This is a genomic window from Escherichia sp. MOD1-EC6475 (assembly GCF_003046645.1).
GTDB lineage: Bacteria > Pseudomonadota > Gammaproteobacteria > Enterobacterales > Enterobacteriaceae > Escherichia > Escherichia ruysiae.
In genome coordinates this window covers 1-23495 of sequence record NZ_PZKQ01000081.1, presented here as the reverse complement: position 1 = coordinate 23495, position 23495 = coordinate 1, and the positions used below count along the sequence as shown (strand labels likewise).

Here is a 23495-nt window from a genome sequence, read left to right as displayed (position 1 = left end):
AAGTTGGAGTCATTACCGACGTGAAGAGTCCAGCCCCATCGCGATAAACGCCCACGAAGATACTGCTATAGCGGATATCCCCACTCATGATAAATCAGAGTTGCAGGCAGCAGCGCAGATGGTTCAGGCACTTGGCGGTAGAGAGAATATTAAATCTCTGGATAATTGTGTAACTCGTTTACGTTTAACTATCGCAGATATGGGATTAATTGATGAGGTTGCGATAAAAAGAGCCGGAGGGATTGCGGTTGTTAAACTTGATCAAAATACCCTACAAGTCATTATCGGCACTAAAGTCATCGCCCTGCGTCGGGATATGGATAATTACATGGGGATACGCTAATGGATATTTTTAATACCACAATTTCCCGTAAAGGAACATATTGTACCCAGTGGGACTTTTGTGAGGACAGATTTGGTGTAAAAGATGTATTGCCATTCTCTATTTCAGATATGGATCTTCCGATACCAGAAGCTATCACCAGAGCATTAAAAAAACGCCTGGAACACCCGATTTTAGGGTACAGCCGTTGGCAACATGATGAATATCTGAATGCGATAGTTAATTGGTATTATAAACAGTATAAAACAGATATTAAACCAGAATGGATAACCTATAGCCCAAGTGTGATGTATTCCATTGCTAAAGTAATAGAGTTACTGACATCGAGTGGCGATAACATTCTCATTTTTACACCTGTCTATAACGCATTTTTTGATGTTATTAAAAATAGTGGGCGAAATACGCTGGAAACTTCTTTGAGTAAAGATAACGAGGGAGATTACGTTATCGACTGGCAAGATTTTGATCTAAAAATTAAAAAAGCGAAGATGGTGTTATTATGCAATCCTCATAACCCGACAGGAACCGTCTGGCCTGAAGATTGTCTGCATAAAATCGCTGCAAGCTGTGCAAGACACGATGTTTGGTTGTGTTCAGATGAAATCCATAGTGATTTTGTATTTAATCGTTGCTTCACGTCTGCGCTTAAAATAATAAATGAAAAGGTGGTGGCGTTTAATTCAATATCGAAAACATTTAACGTTCCTGCGCTAACGGGTTCGTATATGATTTCACCTGATGAAAATTTCAATCACCAATTCAGAACGATATCGAGGTATCGCGATTTTGTAAACTCCCCATCAGTACTGAATGTAATTGCGACTATTGTTGCCTATAACGAATGTGAGGAATGGTTAACGTCATTAAAGGAGCATCTTGCTTCAAATATTCAATTTACCCAGTGGTATATAAATGAAAATATTCCGGGGTTAATCGTGAAGCCGGCTGATGGTTGCTATTTTTCGTGGATTAATTGCTCTGCCATTGGTTATCCCTTTGATAAATTTTACAGCCGATTAATTTATGAAGGTAAAGTAGGTATTATGGCGGGGCATGTCTATGGAACCGAAGGGGAGGGCTATCTTCGTCTGAATTTGGCTTGCAGTCGAGAAAAGTTATATATGGGGCTTACGCGCATTGCAGGTGTAATCAGAAATATTAATCAGGAAAAAGAAAATGAACAACACTGATCTTATCTATCTTATTAAACATTTTATGCGCAACGAACATAAAGCAGTTGAAGAGATTATCGATTCTCCCCTTTTGGAAGTTGCTGCTTTAATTAAAATATTACAATCTTGTCAGGGTAAAGTTGTTTTTATTGGCGTAGGGAAGTCCGGCATTATTGCCAGAAAACTCGCAGCAACATTTGCCAGCACCGGAACTCCCTCGTTTTTTGTTCACGGTACGGAAGCGGTACACGGCGATCTTGGTATGGTGGCGAAAAACGATATTGTTATTCTTATTTCAAACAGCGGTGAGACGGCAGAAATTCTGGCAACGTTGCCCAGCCTAAAAAAAATGGGTAATTATTTGGTCTCCTTTACTCGCAGTCATCGTTCATCGCTTGCGATAAGTTGTGATTTATCCGTTGAAATTCCCGTCAAAAGCGAGGCGGATAATTTAGGTTTAGCGCCGTCATGTTCATCTACAGTCGTTCTGGTTGTGGGTGATGCGGTGGCGCTTGCTCTCTCCGAATTGAAAAAATTTACTCGTGCTGATTTCGGCTTATATCATCCAGGAGGTGCGCTCGGTATTAAAGCAAACTCATAGTTTCAGAATATAAAAACAGTAACCGGTCACGCCATCTTTTGGGGTGGCGTTCATTGAAGTGAGTGTCAGCTATGAAAAACGTTCTGGTCACCGTTCCCAGCTTTTCAGCGCGCTGTGTTTCCGCCAGCAAGTTGCTAAGAGAGAATAATTTTAACCTTATTATTAAGAATAATGTGGAGCATCTGCTTAAATCAGAATCCACTGCATTACGAGAATCTATTTGTGCGGCCATTGCCGGAAAAGATTGTTATCAGGCGGACACGCTATCACTACTGCCTGGTGTGAAAATAATATCGAGATTTGGGACAGGGATTGATAATGTTGATCTTCACGCAGCACGACAATCAGGGATTGTGGTCAATAATACGGTTGGGATTAATTCAAATGCGGTTGCGGAATTTATCATTGGTCTTATCTTCGCGAGCATGAGAAATATCCCAGGCAGCTATCATGCGATGCAAAATGGTTACTGGGGAGAGTCGCATGGCTGCGAGTTACAAGGTAAACGGATTGGCCTGCTTGGCTACGGCAATATAGGTAAAACCCTGGCGAAAAGGTTGTCTGGTTTTGATGTTGAGCTTTTAGCTTTTGACAAACAACCCGATTATCAGGTTGCAGGTAAAACCGGAGTTCAGTTCGTATCAATTGAAGATATCTTCATGCTGTCGCATGTCATCATTGTTCTTTTGCCTTTTTCTCCTGATCTGGAGAACTTCATCAGCCATAAATATTTGTCGATGATGCGCAATGGCGCTCTGATCATCAATGCCGCAAGAGGAAAGTTGCTGGATGAGGGGGCTTTACTTCAGGTGATTGAAGAACGAAATGTTTTTGCGGCGCTGGATGTTTTTAGCTCTGAACCGCTGGCGCAATTTAGCCCATTGCTGCATACCAAAAATATCATTACAACGCCGCATATTGCAGCCGCCACCGTTGAGTCATACCAGCAAACCGGGATACACGTTGCCCAGTCGATAATTGATTTCTTTGCGGGGAGGGAGATAAAAAACGTGCAGTGAGTTTAGCGAACGAAGATTTTAGATACAAAAAAACCGCAATCCGTGAAACACGTTGCGGTTTATCAGTATTCTAAGTATTGGTTGCGGGGGCCGGATTTGAACCGACGACCTTCGGGTTATGAGCCCGACGAGCTACCAGGCTGCTCCACCCCGCGTCACCGTACTGCTTTTACTTCGTCAAATTTTGATTGGTTGCGGGGGCCGGATTTGAACCGACGACCTTCGGGTTATGAGCCCGACGAGCTACCAGGCTGCTCCACCCCGCGTCACCGTACTGCTTTACTTCATCAAATTTTAATTGGTTGCGGGGGCCGGATTTGAACCGACGACCTTCGGGTTATGAGCCCGACGAGCTACCAGGCTGCTCCACCCCGCGTCCGTGGATGCGCACTATACTCCGCTCGCGTTTTCATGCAACCTTTTTTTTACCCGGATCACGGATTTGGCATGATTTTGAACAAAAACAAAACGCTATAGCCTATTTTTTGTGCAAAATTTGCGTCAGGGAGAGTCTGCTCATTTCATTAAACGCGACGGTTTGTTATCTTCGTTGTGCCTTATTTTTTTAACCTGAAGAAGAGAACAATGAAAGGACGTTGGGTAAAGTACCTTCTTATGGGCGCTGTTGTGGCGATGCTTGCCGCCTGCTCCTCCAAACCAACCGATCGCGGACAGCAATATAAAGACGGGAAATTTACCCAGCCTTTCTCTCTGGTGAATCAGCCAGATGCCGTTGGCGCGCCAATTAACGCCGGTGATTTTGCCGAGCAAATTAACCATATTCGTAATTCGTCACCGCGTCTTTATGGTAACCAGAGTAATGTTTATAACGCGGTGCAAGAGTGGCTGCGTGCAGGCGGTGATACCCGCAATATGCGCCAGTTCGGTATTGATGCCTGGCAGATGGAAGGCGCGGACAACTATGGCAACGTGCAGTTTACGGGCTATTACACGCCGGTAATTCAGGCGCGCCATACCCGCCAGGGCGAGTTCCAGTATCCTATTTACCGTATGCCACCAAAACGCGGTCGTCTGCCGTCTCGTGCGGAGATCTATGCGGGGGCACTGAGCGATAAATATATCCTCGCTTACAGCAACTCCCTGATGGATAACTTCATTATGGATGTACAGGGTAGCGGGTATATCGATTTTGGCGACGGCAGTCCGCTTAACTTCTTCAGCTATGCCGGAAAGAACGGTCATGCCTATCGCAGTATTGGTAAGGTGCTGATCGATCGTGGCGAAGTGAAAAAAGAAGATATGTCGATGCAGGCGATTCGTCACTGGGGGGAAACGCACAGTGAAGCCGAAGTTCGCGAACTGCTGGAACAGAACCCGTCTTTCGTCTTCTTTAAGCCGCAATCTTTTGCGCCGGTGAAAGGTGCAAGTGCTGTGCCGCTGGTTGGTCGTGCTTCTGTTGCCTCCGATCGCTCGCTCATCCCGCCAGGTACTACCTTGCTGGCAGAAGTACCGTTGTTGGATAATAACGGTAAATTTAACGGTCAGTATGAACTGCGTCTGATGGTGGCGCTGGATGTCGGCGGCGCAATCAAAGGCCAACATTTCGATATCTATCAAGGGATCGGACCGGAAGCCGGACACCGCGCAGGTTGGTACAACCACTATGGGCGTGTCTGGGTGCTGAAAACGGCACCGGGCGCAGGTAACGTCTTTAGCGGCTGATGTGTTATTCTGTACACCGTTTTTACGGATAAGACAGGGTGAGGGATAACCTCACCCTTTTTAATTCTGAGGTGCTATGTCTGTGGTAATTAGTGATGCCTGGCGTCAGCGTTTTGGCGGCACTGCGCGTCTGTATGGTGAGAAAGCCTTGCAACTATTTGCCGATGCACATATCTGTGTGGTCGGCATCGGTGGTGTCGGTTCCTGGGCGGCGGAAGCTCTGGCGCGCACAGGGATTGGTGCAATAACGCTTATTGATATGGATGACGTGTGTGTCACCAATACCAATCGGCAAATTCACGCGCTGCGTGATAACGTCGGGCTGGCAAAAGCGGAAGTGATGGCGGAGCGTATTCGCCAGATTAACCCGGAGTGTCGGGTGACAGTGGTGGACGATTTCGTGACGCCGGATAACGTAGCGCAATATATGAATGCCGGTTATTCATACGTTATTGATGCCATTGACAGTGTGCGACCCAAAGCGGCACTAATCGCATATTGCCGTCGCAATAAAATCCCACTGGTAACGACTGGTGGTGCAGGCGGGCAGATTAATCCGACGCAGATTCAGGTTACCGATCTGGCGAAGACCATTCAGGATCCGCTGGCGGCGAAGCTGCGTGAGCGCCTGAAAAGCGATTTCGGTGTGGTGAAAAACAGTAAAGGTAAGCTCGGTGTGGATTGCGTGTTCTCTACCGAAGCACTGGTATACCCGCAGTCAGACGGTACGGTCTGTGCGATGAAAGCCACGGCGGAAGGGCCAAAGCGAATGGATTGCGCATCAGGATTTGGTGCGGCAACGATGGTGACCGCCACCTTTGGTTTTGTTGCGGTATCTCATGCGCTGAAGAAGATGATGGCGAAAGCGGCGCGCCAGGGATAAACAATTATGTCGGATGCGACACGAGCGTCTTATCCGACCTGGATCTGTGCTTAAACCTGTTTTGCCGCCGCGATAATCGCCTCGCTTAATGCATTCAGCCCCTGACTGCGTGAGGCGCTAAGCTGCGCACGCAATCCCAGCTCATCAAACAATGCCAGCGGCGACAGCGTTTGTAACTCGGCGGCGGTTTTGCCCTCCACGGCGGTCAACAACACCGCCAGCAGACCGCGCACAATGCGTCCTTCGCTGTCGCCAAAGAAATGCATCTTGCCGTTTTCAGCCACGGTATACCCCAGCCAGACACGGTTTTCGCATCCGGCAATCTCTTTGGCCTGCGCTTTTAATTCATCAGGTAAAGCAGGAAGCTGTTTCCCCAGCATGATCAACTGGCGATATTTATCTTCCCACTGCGTCAACGGCGCGAAAGTATCGCGTAACGTCTCTGCGGTAACGGTTGTGCCGAACGGATGTCCGGCGAATTGCGGGTTTGTCATTAATCCACCAATAATTCCAGCGCGCGGTCAACGGCGTTCACCAGCGCATCTACATCACTCTTTGTATTATATGGCGCAAAAGAGGCGCGCAGTGTGCCGGTTACGCCTAATTCTGCCAGTAGCGGCTGAGCGCAATGCTGCCCGGCGCGCAGGGCAATTCCGTACTCTGCCAGCAGCGTTACCATATCGCTGTGATGAACACCCGCGAAATCAAAGGCCAGCAGGCTGGAATCCTGGCAGCGGAATGAACGAAAGCCTTGACGTTTTGCCAGCGCATCTTCTGCAAGCGTCGCCAGGCTACGACTCCAACTTTCTGCCTGGTTGATATCATAATCTGCCAGCCATTCCAGCGCCGCGCTTAACCCAATGACGCCTGCGACGTTGGGCGTTCCGGCTTCCAGTTTCCATGGGGCAGATTGTGTGGTGAAGCCGTCAAAACTGACTTCGTGAATCATTTTGCCACCGCCGAGCCAGGGCGACATTGCTTCCAGCAGTTCTGGTTTGCCATACAGCACGCCGATACCCGTCGGGCCGTAAAGTTTGTGACCTGAAAAAGCGTAGAAATCGATATCCAGTTGCTGAACATCTGCAGGGAAATGCACCGCGCCCTGAGCACCATCAACCATCACCACCATCCCGGCTGAATGGGCAAAGGTAATCGCTCGCGCCAGATCCGGGCAACCGCCAGTGACGTTCGACATCTGGCCCAACGCCAGAATCCGGCTACGGGGAGTAATCAGTTCCGGTAACAAATCAATATCTGGCAGACGCTGCGCATTAAGCGGCAACTTCACCACTTTGGCTCCGGTTTGTTGGGCGACCATCAGCCAGGGGACGAGGTTGGCGTGGTGCTCTGCCACGCTGACAATAATCTCATCGCCCCGTTGCAGACGCGGACGCGCATAGCATTGCGCCACCATGTTGATGGATTCGGTGGTGCCGCGCGTCCAGACAATAGTTTTGTCATCTGGTGCATTGAGTAATTGCGCTACTTTCTCCCGCGCAGCCTCATAACGCGCGGTCAGACGTTGGGCTTCGGCAAACTGGCTGCGATGGACGTTTCCGGCGCTAAGGCTATAGAACTGTCGGGTGGCCTCAACCACGGCTTCGGGTTTGAGCGCGGTTGCGGCACTGTCGAGATAGACGCCCGCATCCTGTAATGCGGGAAACTGCGCGCGGAACTGCGCGGGATTAAAAACGTTCATGGTACTCCTCGGCTTGATTCACCGATCGTGACGCAAAATTCACTTTGATACAAGGAGAGTGCTAACCATCGGAATTATCTGGATATCCTGGCGAAGCCGCGTCAGTAACATATGCTGAATAGTGTTAGGCGTTAATTTTAGCCTGTTAATCAATACTATTAAGATTTATTAATCGCTTTAAGGAGAAGATGATGAAAAAGACTGCCGCAATTATTTCTGCCTGTATGCTGACTTTTGCCCTGAGCGCCTGTTCCGGTTCGAACTATGTGATGCACACCAATGACGGACGTACTATCGTCTCTGACGGTAAACCACAGACTGATAATGAAACCGGTATGATTTCGTATAAAGACGCTAATGGCAACAAACAGCAGATCAACCGTACCGACGTGAAAGAGATGGTCGAACTGGATCAGTAACTTGCGATCGCAAGGTAAAAAAAAGCACCGCAATTAGGCGGTGCTACATTAATCACTATGGACAGACAGGGTAAATGTACAGGAAGTGAAAAAAGGTAGCTTAGCTACCATGGTCTGAATCGCAGACCAATTGCAAACACAACAACACAACATCACAACCGTAAGCCAAAAGTTCACCAGAACACGCATTCCGATAAAACTTTTCGTTCCGGCTCAGGAAGTACCGCCACTATAGGTATTTGCTGGTAGAAGCTCAACGGACAATTTATAATGGCTCAGATAAAAAAAACTAATAGGTTACATAGTGTGATCTAATTGTTAAATTCATTTAACATCAAAGTTTAAAAGCCATGTCAAAACGATTACCACCGCTAAATGCCTTACGAGTTTTTGATGCCGCCGCACGCCATTTAAGCTTCACGCGCGCAGCAGAAGAGCTTTTTGTGACCCAGGCCGCAGTAAGTCATCAAATCAAGTCACTTGAGGATTTTTTGGGGCTGAAACTGTTCCGTCGCCGTAATCGTTCACTCCTGCTGACCGAGGAAGGGCAAAGCTATTTCCTCGATATCAAAGAGATATTTTCGCAATTAACCGAAGCGACGCGTAAACTCCAGGCTCGTAGCGCCAAAGGGGCGTTGACGGTCAGTTTACTCCCCAGTTTTGCCATCCACTGGCTGGTGCCGCGACTTTCCAGCTTTAATTCAGCTTATCCGGGAATCGACGTTCGAATCCAGGCGGTCGATCGCCAGGAAGATAAACTGGCGGATGATGTTGATGTAGCGATATTTTATGGTCGTGGCAACTGGCCGGGACTGCGGGTGGAAAAACTTTATGCCGAATATCTGTTGCCGGTGTGTTCTCCGCTACTGCTAACCGGCGAAAAACCCTTGAAGACGCCAGAAGATCTGGCTAAACATACGTTATTACACGATGCGTCCCGGCGTGACTGGCAGACATATACCCGCCAGTTGGGGTTAAACCATATCAACGTTCAACAAGGGCCAATCTTCAGTCACAGCGCCATGGTGCTGCAAGCGGCTATCCACGGGCAGGGAGTCGCATTGGCAAATAATGTGATGGCGCAATCGGAAATCGAGGCCGGACGCCTTGTCTGCCCGTTTAATGATGTTCTGGTCAGTAAAAATGCTTTTTATCTGGTATGTCATGACAGCCAGGCAGAACTGGGTAAAATAGCCGCCTTTCGCCAATGGATCCTGGCGAAAGCCGCTGCTGAACAAGAAAAATTCCGCTTTCGTTATGAACAATAATTTACGTAGGGTACGACCATGACCAGCCGTTTTATGCTGATTTTCGCCGCCATTAGCGGCTTCATTTTTGTGGCTCTGGGCGCTTTTGGCGCGCATGTGTTAAGTAAAACCATGGGAGCCGTTGAGATGGGCTGGATCCAGACCGGCCTCGAATACCAGGCGTTCCATACGCTGGCGATTTTAGGTCTGGCAGTGGCAATGCAGCGTCGCATCAGTATCTGGTTTTACTGGAGTAGCGTTTTCCTCGCGTTAGGTACGGTGCTGTTCAGCGGTAGCCTTTATTGCCTGGCGCTGTCTCATCTGCGTTTATGGGCGTTTGTCACGCCGGTCGGCGGCGTGAGCTTCCTCGCGGGCTGGGCGTTAATGTTAGTCGGTGCTATCCGTTTGAAGCGCAAGGGCGTAAATCATGAATAAGGTTGTATTGTTGTGCCGTCCTGGCTTTGAAAAAGAGTGTGCTGCAGAAATTACCGATAAAGCCGGTCAGCGGGAAATCTTCGGTTTTGCTCGCGTTAAAGACAATGCGGGTTATGTCATTTATGAATGTTATCAACCGGATGATGGCGATAAGTTGATCCGCGAACTGCCGTTCAGTTCATTAATTTTTGCCCGCCAGTGGTTTGTGGTGGGGGAGCTCCTCCAGCATTTGCCACCAGAAGATCGTATTACACCCATTGTTGGTATGTTGCAGGGCGTGGTAGAGAAAGGCGGAGAGTTGCGCGTTGAAGTTGCCGATACCAACGAAAGCAAAGAGCTGCTGAAATTCTGCCGTAAATTCACCGTTCCGCTACGGGCTGCCTTGCGCGAGGCGGGCGTGCTGGCGAACTATGAAACGCCGAAGCGTCCGGTTGTGCATGTATTCTTTATTGCACCAGGTTGCTGCTATACCGGTTACTCATACAGCAACAATAATTCGCCGTTCTATATGGGGATTCCACGCCTGAAATTTCCGGCAGATGCGCCAAGCCGTTCCACGCTCAAACTGGAAGAGGCATTTCATGTGTTTATTCCTGCGGATGAGTGGGATGAACGCCTGGCAAATGGAATGTGGGCGGTAGATTTGGGCGCTTGTCCAGGCGGCTGGACCTACCAACTGGTGAAGCGCAACATGTGGGTATACTCCGTCGATAACGGCCCGATGGCGCAAAGTCTGATGGATACCGGGCAGGTGACGTGGCTGCGGGAAGATGGTTTCAAATTCCGTCCAACACGTAGCAACATCTCATGGATGGTGTGTGACATGGTGGAGAAACCGGCGAAAGTCGCAGCACTGATGGCACAGTGGTTGGTTAATGGCTGGTGTCGTGAAACTATCTTCAACCTTAAGCTACCGATGAAAAAACGCTACGAAGAAGTGTCACACAATCTGGCGTATATTCAGGCACAGCTTGATGAACATGGCATAAATGCTCAGATTCAGGCGCGTCAGTTGTATCACGATCGTGAAGAAGTGACGGTGCATGTCCGTCGTATCTGGGCTGCGGTGGGTGGTCGTCGCGACGAACGGTAAGTGAGTTGGCAGGGGCATTGACTCCGGTCTGGCATCCGATGTTTGTATCGGTAGCAACCCGCGTGAAGCAACGCTTGAGGATATTGTAGAGCTTTACCATACAGCGTGGTAATTACGCAGATGTGTTGATGCCGGATGCGACGCTAGCCGCGTCTTATCCGGCCTACAAGTGCATTTAATTCAATGAGTTGTTAATCGGTAGTATTCGGCACGCTGTTACCGTACCAACCGCAATTGCTGTAAATTGCCGTCGATATGCAAATCGGTTTGTAAGCGGGCAATATCGCGGCACAGAAACGCCATCTCTTTATGGGTTTCCAGTTTCTTGCGCCACTTTTCGGCAACCGCGTCGATATTTTCATATATCCCTTCCAGACTCTGAAACTCGACGAGTAACTGAGTGGCGCTTTTTGGCCCAATCCCCGCAACACCCGGCACCTTTGAACTGCTGATCCCCGCCAGCCCCCAATAATCGGGTAACTGCTGCGGTTGAACGCCAAATTCTTTATCGATAAACGGCGCATCCAGCCAACGTTTCTGAAAGTAATCACGAATACGTAATGTAGGTGAAAGTAGCTGACAGTAGCCTTTATCTGTCGACACAATGGTTGCCTGATGTCCGGCCTGTGTCACTTTAACCGCCAGCGTGGCGGCTAAGTCATCGGCTTCGTTGCCGCTGGCTGACCAGCACGGGACGCCGCGTTGCTCAAAGGCGGCGCGTAACGCGGGCATTTCGTTGTGCAGTTCTTCCGGCATTGGCGGGCGACCGGCTTTATAGTCCGGCAGGCGCTGATGACGCCAACCGCTGCTGCGGTTTTCATCATCGAATACGGCAACCGCATGAGTGGGCTGACTATGCATAATAAGTTGATCAAGGGCGTGCTGGCAGGTCTCCACGCAGGGAGAACCCTGAACGGCATGAATGCGACGAATAAGATTCAGTGCATCGACAATAAGCAAATGAACAGCCACGATAACCCCCTTAAAGATCAGGCGATAAGGGTAACATTCGATACCGGAAGAGGCTACGGCTGGATGAGAAAACAGGAAGAGGCCTCGCAAAACGAGGCCTCTGGAGAGAGATTAATCGCAGGCAACAATCTTCATCGCCAGGCCACCACGAGACGTTTCGCGGTACTTGGCGTTCATATCTTTACCTGTTTCGTACATGGTTTCGATAACTTTATCGAGGCAGACGCGCGGCTCGCTGGTACGGCGCAGCGCCATACGCGCGGCGTTCACCGCTTTCACTGCCGCAATGGCGTTACGCTCGATGCACGGCACCTGTACTTGTCCGGCAACCGGGTCACACGTCAGGCCGAGGTTATGTTCCATTGCGATTTCTGCCGCGATACATACCTGTGCCGGGCTTGCGCCTAACAGTTCTGCCAGACCCGCCGCTGCCATAGAGCACGCAACGCCAACTTCGCCCTGGCAGCCGACTTCGGCACCAGAAATCGAGGCGTTCATCTTATAAAGAGAACCAATGGCGCTTGCTACCAGCAGGTAACGAGCCAGTGAGTTAGCGTTCACTTCACGGATAAACTTGTCGTAGTACGCCAGCACTGCCGGGATAATCCCGCACGCGCCGTTAGTCGGTGCAGTCACCACGCGACCACCCGCAGCGTTCTCTTCGTTCACTGCCAGCGCGAACATGTTGATCCAGTCAACAACCGCCATCGGGTCAGTGGTGTTTTTGTCCTGGCTGACCAGCATCCGGCGCAGCGCCGCCGCACGGCGTGGAACGCGCAGTTTGCCTGGCAGCACGCCTTCGGTGGAAATACCGCGCTCAATACCGCCGCGCATCACGTCCCAGACGTTCGCCAGGTGCTGTTCCAGCTCTTCTTTGCTGTGCAGCGCCAGTTCGTTTTTCATCATCAGGCCAGAGAGTGACAGCCCGGTTTCCTGACAATGCTTTTGCAGATCGGCTGCTGAGCTGTACGGATAAGGAACTTCAACCGGTGCGCTATCCTGCTGACCAAAATGTTCTTCATCAACGATAAAGCCACCGCCGATGGAGTAGTAAGTCTGGCTGTAAACGACTTTATCGCCCGCCAGCGCGGTGATGCGCATACCGTTTTCATGCAGAGAAAGGTTGTCGGCATGGAAGTTCATGCATTCATCAACCGGGAACTCGACTTCGTGCTGACCGTTTGCCAGCATCAGGCGACCGTGAGTATTCACATCCTGAATAAAACCAGGGATGGAATCGATATCCACGGTATCGGGCAGGTTACCCGCCAGGCCCATAATAATGGCGATATCCGTGTGGTGGCCTTTACCGGTCAGAGAGAGCGAGCCGTAGACATCAACCACCACACGGGTCACGTCTTTTAGCAAGTTACGGGCAATCAGATCGTCGGTAAATTGTTTACCCGCTTTCATTGGTCCAACGGTATGGGAACTGGAAGGGCCAATGCCGATTTTGAAAATATCGAATACGCTAATCATAGGAAATTCATCGGGTTAAAACGGAGGAAGCGCCGCCCGAAAGCGGCGCGAAAGGATTTAGCTGAACAGAGAGTAGAAAATTGCGGAGATAGCAATCAGACCCATCACGACAACGAATACGTTGCTGATGTGACCGCTGTACTTACGCATTGCCGGTACTTTCTGGATTGCGTACATCGGCATCAGGAACAGGATCATCGCGATGATTGGGCCGCCCAGGGTTTCAATCATCCCCAGGATGCTCGGGTTCAGCGTAGCAACAATCCAGGTCGTTACCAGCATGAACAGCGCAGTGATACGGTTCAGCTTGTTGATTTCGATAGACTTACCTTTACCACGCAGAGATTTAATCACCATACCGTTGAAGCCTTCACGCGCACCCAGGTAGTGACCGAGGAAGGATTTGGTGATAGCGATAATCGCGATAATCGGAGCCATCCACGCGATGATCGGCGCGTTAAAGTGGTTAGCCAGGTAAGACAGAATCGAGATGTTCTGCTCTTTTGCTGCAGCCAGGTCTGCCGGAGTCAGGCTCAGTACGCAGCTGAATACGAAGAACATTACGGTCAGCACCATCATGATGTGTGCGAATGCCAGGATCTTCGAGCATTTCTGTTCTGCCATATCACCGTACTCTTCACGCTTCGCAACGGCGAAAGAAGAGATGATCGGAGAGTGGTTGAACGAGAACACCATTACCGGGATTGCCAGCCACAGGGTCATCCACAGACCGTTTCCGGTTGCTGATGCAGTATCCAGAGACAGCGTTTCCAGAGCTGCGCCATTCCACTGCGGGATCAGGTACAGAGCCAGCAGCATCAGTACGCCAACAAACGGGAATACCAGAATACTCATCGCCTTAACGATCATCTGCTCACCGAAGCGAACGATGGTCATCATACCTACGATCAGGATCAGCGACAGAATCGCACGCGGCGGTGGCGTCATGCCCAGCTGGTGAGACATGAAGCTTTCAACCGTGTTGGTGATTGCCACGCTATAAACCAGCAGGATCGGGTAGATAGCGAAGAAGTACAGCAGAGTAATCAGTTTACCTGCGCCAATACCAAAGTGTTCTTCTACTACCTCGGTGATGTCTTCGCCCGGGTTTTTACCAGACAGTACGAAGCGAGTCAGGCCACGGTGAGCAAAAAACGTCATCGGGAACGCAAGGATGGCCATGATGATCAGCGGGATCATACCGCCAACACCGGCGTTGATTGGCAGGAACAGTACACCCGCGCCGATTGCCGTGCCGTAGAGGCCCAGCATCCACATGGTGTCTGTCTTGCGCCAGGCACTGCGAGAGTCTTTCGACGCAATCGTGCTGGTTTGAGTCGTTTCCATCTATTTCTCCTGGAGGAATGCAAATAATTCAGCTTTTAGCCAGTTCAGCCCGGGAAGGTGCCTGGCCGTAAAAATGAAATCTGTCTATCGGCGATGGCTTAATCATTTTCCGCCGTAATAATTTGAGGGCGGAAAGATACACACAAGTTATGCATCTATCAGTGATCTTGATCTCAAATACAATAATCTACTTAGAAGATAGATAATCCCAACTCTTTACTCTGTAAATCAAAAGTAAAAGAGAATTTAAGGGCAATATTTTCCCACTAAACGATATCTGGTTTCTTCCGGGGCGCGCAATATATGTAGGTTGAACTGAAAAAATCAATACTTTTAGTTAATCATGATAAGAATTTCTTTTTCACAGTAATAAAATGCGGTTTATGAAAGCAGGTAAACGTTTGCGTTGCAATATAAATTGTATGACATATTAATATTGGTGATATTAAGTGTCTTATGATGCGTTGAAACATTCAGATAACAAATGAAATGGATTGGTGAGTGAGTGACCAAAAAAGAGAAAACCCGGCAACAAACGTTACCGGGGGAGGGGAGATTACGTGCAGATTTCGTAGCAAGGGATGTAAGCTGAGCCAGGCAACTTCATACGGTGCTGGGCGACAAAACCCTGAAGCAGGTCGTCCATACGACGCATTATCTCTTTATCGCCGTTGATTTTGTAAGGACCAAACTCTTCAATGGCGCGGATACCGACCTCTTTCACGTTACCCGCCACAATACCGGAGAACGCACGACGCAGGTCAGCGGCCAAAACTTCTACAGGCTGATCCGGGTACAGTTTCAGATTAGCCATGTTCTCGTGAGACGGCTCAAACGGCATTTGCAGATCTGGCGCAATGCGCATTGACCAGTTAAAGCTGTAAGCATCACCGGTGTCACGGCGATTTTCTTTCACCAGCGGCATCGATTTTTTCATCTGACGAGCGACTTCAGCAGCGTCATCAATGATGATGCGGTAATGGCGGCGCGCGTTTTCTCCCAGCGTATGCACGACAAACTCGTCCAGTACGCGGAAGTAATCGGCGCTCTCTTTCGGACCGGTGAGGATCAGCGGTAAGACCTGATCTTTATTTGCCGGATTCATCAAAATTCCCAGCAAATAGAGCAACTCTTCTGCCGTACCCACACCGCCTGGGAAGATAATGATGCCGTGAGCGATACGCACAAATGCTTCCAGACGTTTTTCGATATCCGGCATGATTATCAATTCGTTGACCAGCGGGTTAGGCGGTTCAGCGGCGATAATTGACGGCTCTGTCATACCAATAAAACGGCTGTCTTTGTAACGCTGCTGAGCGTGACCCACTGCCGCGCCTTTCATCGGTGCTTCCATCGCACCCGGACCGCAACCGGTGCAGATATTTAACTCACGCAGACCCAGCTGATTTCCGACGCGACGGGCATACAAATACTCGTTTTCGTTGATTGAGTGACCGCCCCAGCACACAACCATATTTGGCGCTTCGCCGACATGTAGTGCGCGAGCATTACGCAATATAGAAAAGACCAGATTAGTAATGTGGATGGAATTGTCGAGATTCAGGTTTGGAAAACGAACGGTGTTATGGATTTGCCCATAGACGAAGAGAATGTCGCGCAGAACAGCGAACAAGTTGGCCTGCAAGGCGCGAATAATGCGCCCATCGACAAAAGCTTCTTCCGGGGGGTTGATCAGTTCTAACTTAACGCCACGTTCACGGCGCAGCACGTTAATGTCAAAATTTTCAAAACGAGACAGCAATTCTTTGCTGTTATCGGTCAAACTACCGGAGTTCAGAACAGCAAGTGAACAGTTGCGAAACAGTTGATAGAGGTCGCTGCTGGCGGTGCGTTTAAGCATATCCACTTCCAGCTGCGACAACATATCCATGGAGCCAAGCGGGCTAATATGTGTAATCAAGAAAAACTCCTTATGGGACGAATATCGTCATTCCCTTTGATTACAATAGCCCTGCCTGGTGGCCTTTCACAACTCTATGCGTGAATCCAGTACGCAAAAATGAGAAAAAATTTATTGTCGTACCAGTCGGGTCGTCGATGGGACAAAGTCGCTATTGCTACGCCACGGGTTAATGTCCAGGCCGCCACGACGGGTATAACGCGCATAGACGCTTAATTTCTCTGGCTGGCAGAAGCGCAGCAGGTCATTGAAAATACGCTCTACGCATTGCTCATGGAACTCGTTGTGATGACGGAAAGAAACCAGATAACGCAGCAGTTTTTCCCGATCAATTTTGCGTCCACGGTACTGAATTTGGATCGAACCCCAATCTGGCTGATGGGTGATCAGGCAGTTTGACTTCAGCAGGTGGCTAACCAGCGTCTCTTCCACCACTTTTTCACCGCTGGCGGCATTCTCAAGATAGTCAGTGGTAAATTCATAGTTATCGATAGCGATATCCTGGTCATCAATGCAGGTGCCATTGAAATGACCCATCGGCTGGCCTTCCAGTTCATCAAGACGATATAACGCCACGCTAACTTTACCCTGGGCGCAGGTGCTTAAGTCTCGTTCCAGCGTCTGACGCACCTCGTCCCAGTGATTAAAACGCGTCTGGTTAAAGCTGTTGAGATAGAGCTTAAAACTCTTCGACTCAATCAGATTTACGCTGGTGTAATCAAGTTCAACATGACCGACAGCGACCTGCGGCAAACCTTTTGCATTCAGCCAGGAGAGTTCATACAGCGTCCAGATATCAGCACCGTGAAAAGGCAGCTTATCCGCTTTCAGACCCAATGGATCGCGATTCAAACTACGCGGAACGCCTTGCAGCAGACTGGCGTCATAGGTATCCCGGTAATCGGTTGATTTCCCGAGAGTCAGGCCCGCAAGTGCCTGATGGTTTGCATAAGAAGACATGTTTCACCGTCATAAACCAGATAAACTAAACAACAAGTGTATCTGGTTTAAGTGAAGAGAGAAATTAGTGGACGATTTGACCGCACAAGCCTTAAGAGATTTTACTGCGCGCTACTGCGATGCGTGGCATGAGCAGCATAAAAGCTGGCCGTTAAGTGAGGAGCTGTATGGTGTGCCTTCACCATGCATTATTTCAACCACCGATGACGCCGTATACTGGCAACCCCAGCCGTTTACCGGTGAACAAAATGTAAACGCGGTTGAACGGGCGTTTGATATTGTGATACAACCCACAATTCATACTTTCTATACAACCCAGTTTGCCGGGGACATGTATGCCCGGTTTGGTGATATCTCACTGACATTACTGCAAACCTGGAGCGAAGACGACTTCCGTCGGGTGCAGGAAAATCTGATTGGTCATCTGGTGACTCAGAAACGGCTAAAACTGCCGCCCACGCTATTTATCGCGACGCTGGAAGAAGAGTTAGAGGTTATCTCGGTGTGTAATCTCTCTGGTGAAGTGTGCAAAGAGACGCTGGGAACGCGTAAACGGACGCATTTAGCCTCAAATCTTGCGGAATTCCTTAACCAACTTAAGCCCCTTCTGTAATCCAAATACCCCGTCTGGTTGTGAGAGATCTCTTACAGACCCTGTAGGAGATCGCCAGGAAATAAGCGAATACTTAAAAAGATAAGAATCGATATTTCCATTTAAAATCAATCTATTACTTGTTAATTCTTAACTTTCATATGAAATTATCCTTAAGGCATTGTCTGTAAGCTCCTTGTAAGACTCAGCGAAAAAGACGATTCTATCTTCGTCGACAGGGAGTCAGACAATAGAAGTGAACATTAGGATGATGACACTTCTGAAGGACACGCCAGGACGGTGTTTCAGGGAAAGGCTTCTGGATGAAGCGAAGAGGATAACGCAGGATGCGTTAAAGGACACCTCCAGGATGGAGAATGAGAACCGGTCAGGATGATTCGGTGGGTCAGGAAGGCCAGGGACACTTCAGGATGAAGTATCACATCGGGGTGGTGTGAGCAGGAAGCGATAGTTCAGGATGAACGATTGGTCGCAAGACCAGAGGAAAAGTTGTCAAGGATGAGCAGGGAGCAACAAAAGTAGCTGGATTGCTGCGAAACGAACCGGGAGCACTGTGAATACAGTGCTCCCTTTTTTTATTCCTGCTATCCTTCGCGGCAGTTTTTTCTTATTGAGGTTGCTTTATGACCACTCATGACCGCGTTCGTCTCCAGTTGCAGGTGCTTGAAGCGTTACTGCGTGAACATCAGCACTGGCGAAACGATGAGCCCCAGCCGCATCAATTCAACAGTACCCAACCGTTCTTTATGGACACCATGGAGCCACTGGAGTGGTTGCAGTGGGTACTTATCCCACGGATGCACGATTTATTAGATAACAACCAGCCATTACCGGGGGCATTTGCCGTGGCGCCGTACTATGAAATGGCGCTGGCGACGGACCACCCGCAACGCACGCTTATTCTGGCGGAACTGGAAAAGCTGGATGCTCTTTTTGCGGATGACGCAAACTGATGCTGGAAATACTCTACCAGGATGAATGGCTGGTTGCGGTAAATAAACCGTCCGGCTGGCTGGTCCACCGTAGCTGGCTGGATCGCGACGAGAAAGTGGTGGTCATGCAAACCGTGCGTGACCAGATTGGTCAGCACGTGTTTACCGCACATCGCCTGGACAGACCAACTTCCGGCGTATTGCTGATGGGACTGTCCAGCGAAGCAGGACGGCTGCTGGCACAACAGTTTGAACAGCATCAAATCCAGAAACGTTACCATGCGATAGTTCGTGGCTGGCTAATGGAAGAAGCGGAGCTGGATTATCCACTGGTGGAAGAACTGGACAAAATCGCCGATAAATTTGCCCGAGAAGATAAAGGCCCGCAGCCAGCGGTAACGCATTATCGCGGTCTGGCGACGGTGGAAATGCCAGTCGCAACCGGACGTTACCCGACCACGCGCTACGGCCTGGTGGAACTGGAGCCGAAAACCGGACGCAAACACCAGCTCCGCCGCCATCTTGCCCATTTGCGTCATCCAATTATTGGTGACAGCAAACATGGCGATTTACGCCAGAATCGCAGCGGTGCTGAACATTTTGGCCTCCAGCGGTTAATGCTACATGCCAGTCAGTTGTCATTGACTCATCCGTTCACTGGCGAACCGCTGACTATTCACGCGGGGCTGGACGACACCTGGATGCAGGCGTTATCACAATTTGGCTGGCGTGGTCTGCTTCCTGAAAATGAAAGGGTTGAGTTCAGTGCGCCATCAGGTCAGGATGGTGAGATAAGTTCCTAATCCAGGGAGAAAACGGTATGGCGGAAATTGGTATTTTTGTGGGTACCATGTACGGAAACTCGCTGTTAGTGGCGGAAGAGGCGGAAGCAATTTTGACCGCGCAGGGTCACAAAGCAACGGTGTTTGAAGATCCAGAATTAAGCGACTGGCTGCCCTATCAGGACAAGTTCGTGCTGGTGGTTACGTCCACGACCGGGCAAGGCGACCTTCCTGACAGCATTGTGCCGCTCTTTCAGGGAATCAAAGATAGTCTCGGTTTTCAGCCGAATCTGCGTTATGGCGTGATTGCGCTCGGCGACAGTAGTTATGTGAATTTCTGCAATGGCGGCAAACAGTTCGATGCGTTGTTGCAGGAACAGAGTGCGCAGCGGATAGGGGAAATGCTGCTGATTGACGCCAGTGAGCACCCGGAACCTGAAACGGAATCAAACCCGTGGGTCGAACAGTGGGGCACGCTGTTGTCCTGACAAATTGCCGTTTTAAGCAAACTGAATCGAATCCTTTCAGGCAAATGCCAGTAAAAACTCGCAAATGTGACGGTTTTTTACTGGCGTTTGCCTGGAGTCAAGCGATCCATTTCATACTCTTCTTTATTTCTCCGTTATAACCCTTCCTTTCTTGTTCTTGTTTTCATTTCCGTGAAGTTGATTCCACCGTCCAGGGCTAATGCCAAAATCGAGCCTCATTGAACGCATTAATGTTGTGTTGTTGCACGGTGAGCCGCTATGGCGCGCTTTTTATACTGCTGATGCCAGATATAAACACGCGCCGCATTCGGCGAACGACCTATAAAAACGGCAAAAAACACCCTACGTCACCTCTGATTTCCTGGCGGTATTGCAGTCCAGAGTGAGCGTGGCTAACGCGAATTTTCAGGAGTGCAACAATGAGTTCTTTAAGTCAGGCTGCGAGTAGTGTGGAAAAACGCACTAATGCTCGTTACTGGATAGTGGTGATGTTGTTTATCGTCACATCCTTCAACTACGGCGACCGCGCTACACTCTCTATCGCCGGTTCGGAAATGGCCAAAGATATCGGCCTTGATCCAGTGGGAATGGGCTATGTGTTCTCTGCTTTCTCATGGGCTTATGTAATAGGGCAGATCCCTGGCGGCTGGTTGCTGGATCGCTTTGGTTCAAAACGCGTCTACTTCTGGTCGATCTTTATCTGGTCGATGTTTACCTTGCTGCAAGGCTTTGTCGATATCTTTAGTGGATTTGGCATTATCGTTGCCCTGTTTACGCTGCGCTTCCTGGTCGGGCTTGCTGAAGCGCCATCTTTCCCCGGTAACAGTCGTATTGTAGCGGCCTGGTTTCCGGCGCAGGAAAGAGGAACGGCAGTGTCGATTTTTAACTCTGCACAATACTTTGCGACGGTTATCTTCGCGCCGATTATGGGCTGGCTGACTCATGAAGTGGGCTGGTCACACGTTTTCTTCTTTATGGGCGGTCTGGGCATTGTCATCAGCTTTATCTGGTTGAAAGTCATCCACGAGCCAAATCAACATCCGGGCGTAAATCAGAAAGAGCTGGACTACATTGCTGCGGGCGGTGCGCTTATCAATATGGATCAGCAAAACACCAAAATTAAAGTGCCGTTCAGCGTGAAGTGGGGGCAAATCAAACAGTTGCTAGGTTCGCGGATGATGATCGGCGTTTATATTGGTCAGTATTGTATCAACGCTATGACTTACTTCTTTATCACCTGGTTTCCGGTTTATCTGGTGCAGGCGCGCGGGATGTCGATTCTGAAAGCGGGGTTTGTTGCATCTGTTCCGGCGGTTTGCGGTTTTATCGGCGGTGTGCTGGGTGGGATTATTTCCGACTGGCTGATGCGTCGCACGGGGTCGCTGAACATTGCGCGTAAAACGCCGATCGTGATGGGCATGTTGCTGTCGATGGTGATGGTGTTCTGTAACTACGTCAACGTTGAGTGGATGATCATCGGCTTTATGGCGCTGGCCTTCTTCGGTAAGGGCATCGGGGCGCTGGGTTGGGCTGTAATGGCAGATACCGCGCCAAAAGAGATCAGCGGTCTTTCCGGTGGCCTGTTCAACATGTTCGGTAACATTTCTGGCATCGTCACACCTATCGCAATTGGTTATATCGTTGGCACGACGGGCTCCTTTAATGGGGCGCTGATTTACGTTGGGGTTCATGCCTTAATCGCGGTACTGAGTTATCTGGTGCTGGTGGGTGATATCAAGCGTATTGAGCTGAAACCTGTCGCGGGAAAATAAGATGATAACCCCGATTTCAAACATCCCGGCTCCTGAATTTCTGACCGTAAACGTCCCGTTTTCGGCCGTCATTGATTCTGAATAAGGACATAAACATGAGTTCTCAATTTACGACGCCCGTTGTTACTGAAATGCAGGTAATTCCGGTTGCGGGTCACGACAGTATGCTGATGAACCTGAGTGGCGCACACGCGCCGTTCTTCACGCGTAATATTGTGATCATCAAAGATAACTCCGGTCACACCGGCGTAGGGGAAATTCCCGGCGGTGAGAAAATCCGTAAAACGCTGGAAGATGCGATTCCGCTTGTGGTGGGTAAAACCCTCGGCGAGTACAAAAACGTTCTGACGCTGGTGCGTAACACGTTTGCCGATCGTGATGCTGGCGGGCGGGGCTTACAGACATTTGATTTGCGTACCACGATTCATGTGGTGACTGGAATTGAAGCAGCAATGCTGGATCTGCTGGGGCAGCATCTGGGGGTTAACGTGGCGTCGCTGCTGGGCGATGGTCAACAGCGTAGCGAAGTCGAAATGCTGGGCTATCTGTTCTTTGTGGGTAATCGCAACGCTACACCGCTGCCGTATCAAAGCCAGCCGGATGACTCATGCGACTGGTATCGCCTGCGTCACGAAGAAGCGATGACTCCGGATGCGGTAGTGCGCCTGGCGGAGGCAGCATATGAAAAATATGGCTTTAATGATTTCAAACTGAAGGGCGGTGTACTGGCCGGGGAAGAAGAAGCCGAATCTATCGTGGCACTGGCGAAACGCTTCCCGCAGGCGCGCATTACCCTCGATCCTAACGGTGCCTGGTCGCTGAACGAAGCGATTAAAATTGGTAAATATCTGAAAGGTTCGCTGGCTTATGCAGAAGATCCGTGCGGTGCGGAGCAAGGTTTCTCTGGGCGTGAAGTAATGGCGGAGTTCCGTCGCGCAACTGGCCTGCCAACCGCAACCAACATGATCGCCACCGACTGGCGGCAGATGGGCCATACGCTCTCCCTGCAATCAGTCGATATCCCGCTGGCAGACCCGCATTTCTGGACGATGCAAGGTTCAGTGCGAGTGGCGCAGATGTGCCATGAATTTGGCCTGACCTGGGGTTCACACTCCAACAACCACTTCGATATTTCCCTTGCGATGTTTACCCATGTTGCAGCCGCCGCACCGGGTAAAATCACTGCGATTGATACACACTGGATCTGGCAGGAAGGTAATCAGCGCCTGACCAAAGAACCGTTTGAGATCAAAGGTGGTTTGGTTCAAGTGCCGGAAAAACCGGGGCTGGGTGTAGAAATCGATATGGATCAGGTGATGAAAGCGCACGAGCTGTATCAGAAACACGGGCTTGGCGCGCGTGATGATGCGATGGGAATGCAGTACCTGATCCCAGGCTGGACGTTCGATAACAAGCGTCCTTGCATGGTGCGTTAAGACAGATAACAAAAACCGGCTCTGTCAGGAGCCGGTTTGAGACTGATGTCAAACGCAAAAATTGCCTGATGCGCTGCGCTTATCAGGCCTACATTATTTTTTAATTCATTGAATTTGAATGGTTTTGTAGGCCGGATAAGGCATTCATGCCGCATCCGGCATAAACACAGGCACTTTGCCATCAATCAAAAACCGGCTT

General features: G+C 49.7%; 23 protein-coding genes, 3 tRNA genes and 1 pseudogene. 17 read left to right on the top strand and 10 right to left on the bottom strand.

The window, feature by feature from the left end; all coding sequences use genetic code 11:
• From A7589_RS21160 to A7589_RS21145, 4 genes are all read left to right on the top strand, one after another.
• On the top strand, window positions 1–343 hold a 343-nt coding region (locus A7589_RS21160), incomplete at its 5' end, for a PTS glucose/sucrose transporter subunit IIB (protein ID WP_165797966.1).
• Window positions 343–1533: a MalY/PatB family protein gene (locus A7589_RS21155; protein ID WP_000350909.1), complete on the top strand. Its 1191-nt coding sequence runs from the start codon at window positions 343–345 to the stop codon at window positions 1531–1533. The genes A7589_RS21160 and A7589_RS21155, both read left to right, overlap by 1 nt.
• Window positions 1520–2116: a KpsF/GutQ family sugar-phosphate isomerase gene (locus A7589_RS21150; protein WP_001066238.1), complete on the top strand. Its 597-nt coding sequence runs from the start codon at window positions 1520–1522 to the stop codon at window positions 2114–2116. The genes A7589_RS21155 and A7589_RS21150 overlap by 14 nt, the downstream gene beginning before the upstream one ends.
• A 71-nt stretch (window positions 2117–2187) precedes the next feature.
• On the top strand, window positions 2188–3135 hold the full coding sequence (locus A7589_RS21145; RefSeq protein ID WP_016159634.1) for a phosphoglycerate dehydrogenase: 948 nt from the start codon (window positions 2188–2190) through the stop codon (window positions 3133–3135).
• 78 nt (window positions 3136–3213) lie between these two features.
• On the opposite strand, the gene A7589_RS21140 is transcribed toward A7589_RS21145, so the two are convergent.
• The 3 genes from A7589_RS21140 to A7589_RS21130 all read right to left on the bottom strand — a co-directional run bounded on the left by A7589_RS21140 (window position 3214) and on the right by A7589_RS21130 (window position 3511).
• Window positions 3214–3290: transfer RNA gene (locus A7589_RS21140), tRNA-Met, on the bottom strand.
• 34 nt (window positions 3291–3324) lie between these two features.
• Window positions 3325–3401, bottom strand: a tRNA-Met gene (locus A7589_RS21135).
• Between the two features lie 33 nt (window positions 3402–3434).
• Window positions 3435–3511, bottom strand: a tRNA-Met gene (locus tag A7589_RS21130).
• A 209-nt stretch (window positions 3512–3720) separates the two neighbouring features.
• On the opposite strand from A7589_RS21130, the gene mltA reads away from it, so the two are divergent.
• On the top strand, window positions 3721–4818 hold the full coding sequence (gene mltA, locus A7589_RS21120; protein ID WP_000678631.1) for a murein transglycosylase A: 1098 nt from the start codon (window positions 3721–3723) through the stop codon (window positions 4816–4818).
• A 76-nt stretch (window positions 4819–4894) separates the two neighbouring features.
• Entirely contained in the window at window positions 4895–5701 is an 807-nt protein-coding gene (gene tcdA, locus A7589_RS21115; RefSeq protein WP_000117718.1) for a tRNA cyclic N6-threonylcarbamoyladenosine(37) synthase TcdA, read from the top strand.
• A 50-nt stretch (window positions 5702–5751) separates the two neighbouring features.
• Here tcdA and csdE read toward each other — a convergent pair whose 3' ends face one another.
• Window positions 5752–6195 (bottom strand): cysteine desulfurase sulfur acceptor subunit CsdE, encoded by a 444-nt coding sequence (csdE, locus tag A7589_RS21110; RefSeq protein ID WP_016159633.1) that lies wholly within the window; start codon window positions 6193–6195, stop codon window positions 5752–5754.
• Window positions 6195–7400, bottom strand: coding sequence for a cysteine desulfurase CsdA (gene csdA / locus A7589_RS21105; RefSeq protein WP_108188998.1), 1206 nt, complete (start codon window positions 7398–7400; stop codon window positions 6195–6197). The genes csdE and csdA overlap by 1 nt, the downstream gene beginning before the upstream one ends.
• 191 nt (window positions 7401–7591) lie before the next feature.
• On the opposite strand from csdA, the gene A7589_RS21100 reads away from it, so the two are divergent.
• The 5 genes and pseudogenes from A7589_RS21100 to A7589_RS23415 form a co-directional block, all read left to right on the top strand.
• Window positions 7592–7819: a YgdI/YgdR family lipoprotein gene (locus tag A7589_RS21100; RefSeq protein WP_000750399.1), complete on the top strand. Its 228-nt coding sequence runs from the start codon at window positions 7592–7594 to the stop codon at window positions 7817–7819.
• Between the two features lie 350 nt (window positions 7820–8169).
• Window positions 8170–9087, top strand: coding sequence for a glycine cleavage system transcriptional regulator GcvA (gene gcvA / locus A7589_RS21095; RefSeq protein ID WP_000044401.1), 918 nt, complete (start codon window positions 8170–8172; stop codon window positions 9085–9087).
• A gap of 18 nt (window positions 9088–9105) precedes the next feature.
• Window positions 9106–9501, top strand: a complete 396-nt coding sequence (locus tag A7589_RS21090; RefSeq protein WP_000203904.1) for a DUF423 domain-containing protein — start codon at window positions 9106–9108, stop codon at window positions 9499–9501.
• Window positions 9494–10594 (top strand): 23S rRNA (cytidine(2498)-2'-O)-methyltransferase RlmM, encoded by a 1101-nt coding sequence (rlmM, locus tag A7589_RS21085; RefSeq protein ID WP_001045503.1) that lies wholly within the window; start codon window positions 9494–9496, stop codon window positions 10592–10594. The genes A7589_RS21090 and rlmM overlap by 8 nt, the downstream gene beginning before the upstream one ends.
• A 37-nt stretch (window positions 10595–10631) precedes the next feature.
• Window positions 10632–10706, top strand: a pseudogene (locus A7589_RS23415) (hypothetical protein); the annotation flags it as partial.
• 104 nt (window positions 10707–10810) lie between these two features.
• On the opposite strand, the gene xni reads toward A7589_RS23415, so the two are convergent.
• The 5 genes from xni to queF form a co-directional block, all read right to left on the bottom strand.
• Window positions 10811–11566, bottom strand: coding sequence for a flap endonuclease Xni (gene xni / locus A7589_RS21080; protein ID WP_024191161.1), 756 nt, complete (start codon window positions 11564–11566; stop codon window positions 10811–10813).
• A 111-nt stretch (window positions 11567–11677) separates the two neighbouring features.
• Window positions 11678–13045, bottom strand: coding sequence for an L-serine ammonia-lyase II (sdaB, locus tag A7589_RS21075; RefSeq protein ID WP_000626394.1), 1368 nt, complete (start codon window positions 13043–13045; stop codon window positions 11678–11680).
• Window positions 13046–13102: 57 nt separating this feature from the next.
• Window positions 13103–14392 carry an HAAAP family serine/threonine permease SdaC gene (gene sdaC / locus A7589_RS21070; RefSeq protein ID WP_000450473.1) on the bottom strand — a complete coding sequence of 430 codons (1290 nt, stop codon included), beginning with the start codon at window positions 14390–14392 and terminating at the stop codon, window positions 13103–13105.
• A gap of 556 nt (window positions 14393–14948) precedes the next feature.
• On the bottom strand, window positions 14949–16313 hold the full coding sequence (gene ppnN / locus A7589_RS21065) for a nucleotide 5'-monophosphate nucleosidase PpnN (protein ID WP_108188997.1): 1365 nt from the start codon (window positions 16311–16313) through the stop codon (window positions 14949–14951).
• A gap of 111 nt (window positions 16314–16424) precedes the next feature.
• Window positions 16425–17273, bottom strand: coding sequence for an NADPH-dependent 7-cyano-7-deazaguanine reductase QueF (queF, locus tag A7589_RS21060; RefSeq protein ID WP_000100398.1), 849 nt, complete (start codon window positions 17271–17273; stop codon window positions 16425–16427).
• Window positions 17274–17340: 67 nt separating this feature from the next.
• Here queF and syd point away from each other — a divergent pair, with 67 nt between their 5' ends.
• From syd to gudD, 6 genes are all read left to right on the top strand, one after another.
• Window positions 17341–17886 carry a SecY-interacting protein gene (syd, locus tag A7589_RS21055; protein WP_000342444.1) on the top strand — a complete coding sequence of 182 codons (546 nt, stop codon included), beginning with the start codon at window positions 17341–17343 and terminating at the stop codon, window positions 17884–17886.
• 623 nt (window positions 17887–18509) lie between these two features.
• Window positions 18510–18839: a YqcC family protein gene (locus A7589_RS21050; RefSeq protein ID WP_000207006.1), complete on the top strand. Its 330-nt coding sequence runs from the start codon at window positions 18510–18512 to the stop codon at window positions 18837–18839.
• Complete coding sequence (truC, locus tag A7589_RS21045; protein ID WP_016159628.1) at window positions 18839–19621, top strand: tRNA pseudouridine(65) synthase TruC; 783 nt, start codon at window positions 18839–18841, stop codon at window positions 19619–19621. The genes A7589_RS21050 and truC overlap by 1 nt, the downstream gene beginning before the upstream one ends.
• A gap of 17 nt (window positions 19622–19638) precedes the next feature.
• Complete coding sequence (locus tag A7589_RS21040) at window positions 19639–20088, top strand: flavodoxin (protein ID WP_000807745.1); 450 nt, start codon at window positions 19639–19641, stop codon at window positions 20086–20088.
• A gap of 419 nt (window positions 20089–20507) precedes the next feature.
• A complete protein-coding gene (gudP, locus tag A7589_RS21035; protein ID WP_000097075.1) occupies window positions 20508–21860 on the top strand; it encodes a galactarate/glucarate/glycerate transporter GudP in 1353 nt (450 codons plus the stop codon).
• A 95-nt stretch (window positions 21861–21955) separates the two neighbouring features.
• Window positions 21956–23296, top strand: coding sequence for a glucarate dehydratase (gudD, locus tag A7589_RS21030; RefSeq protein WP_105282790.1), 1341 nt, complete (start codon window positions 21956–21958; stop codon window positions 23294–23296).
• Window positions 23297–23495 lie beyond the last annotated feature (199 nt).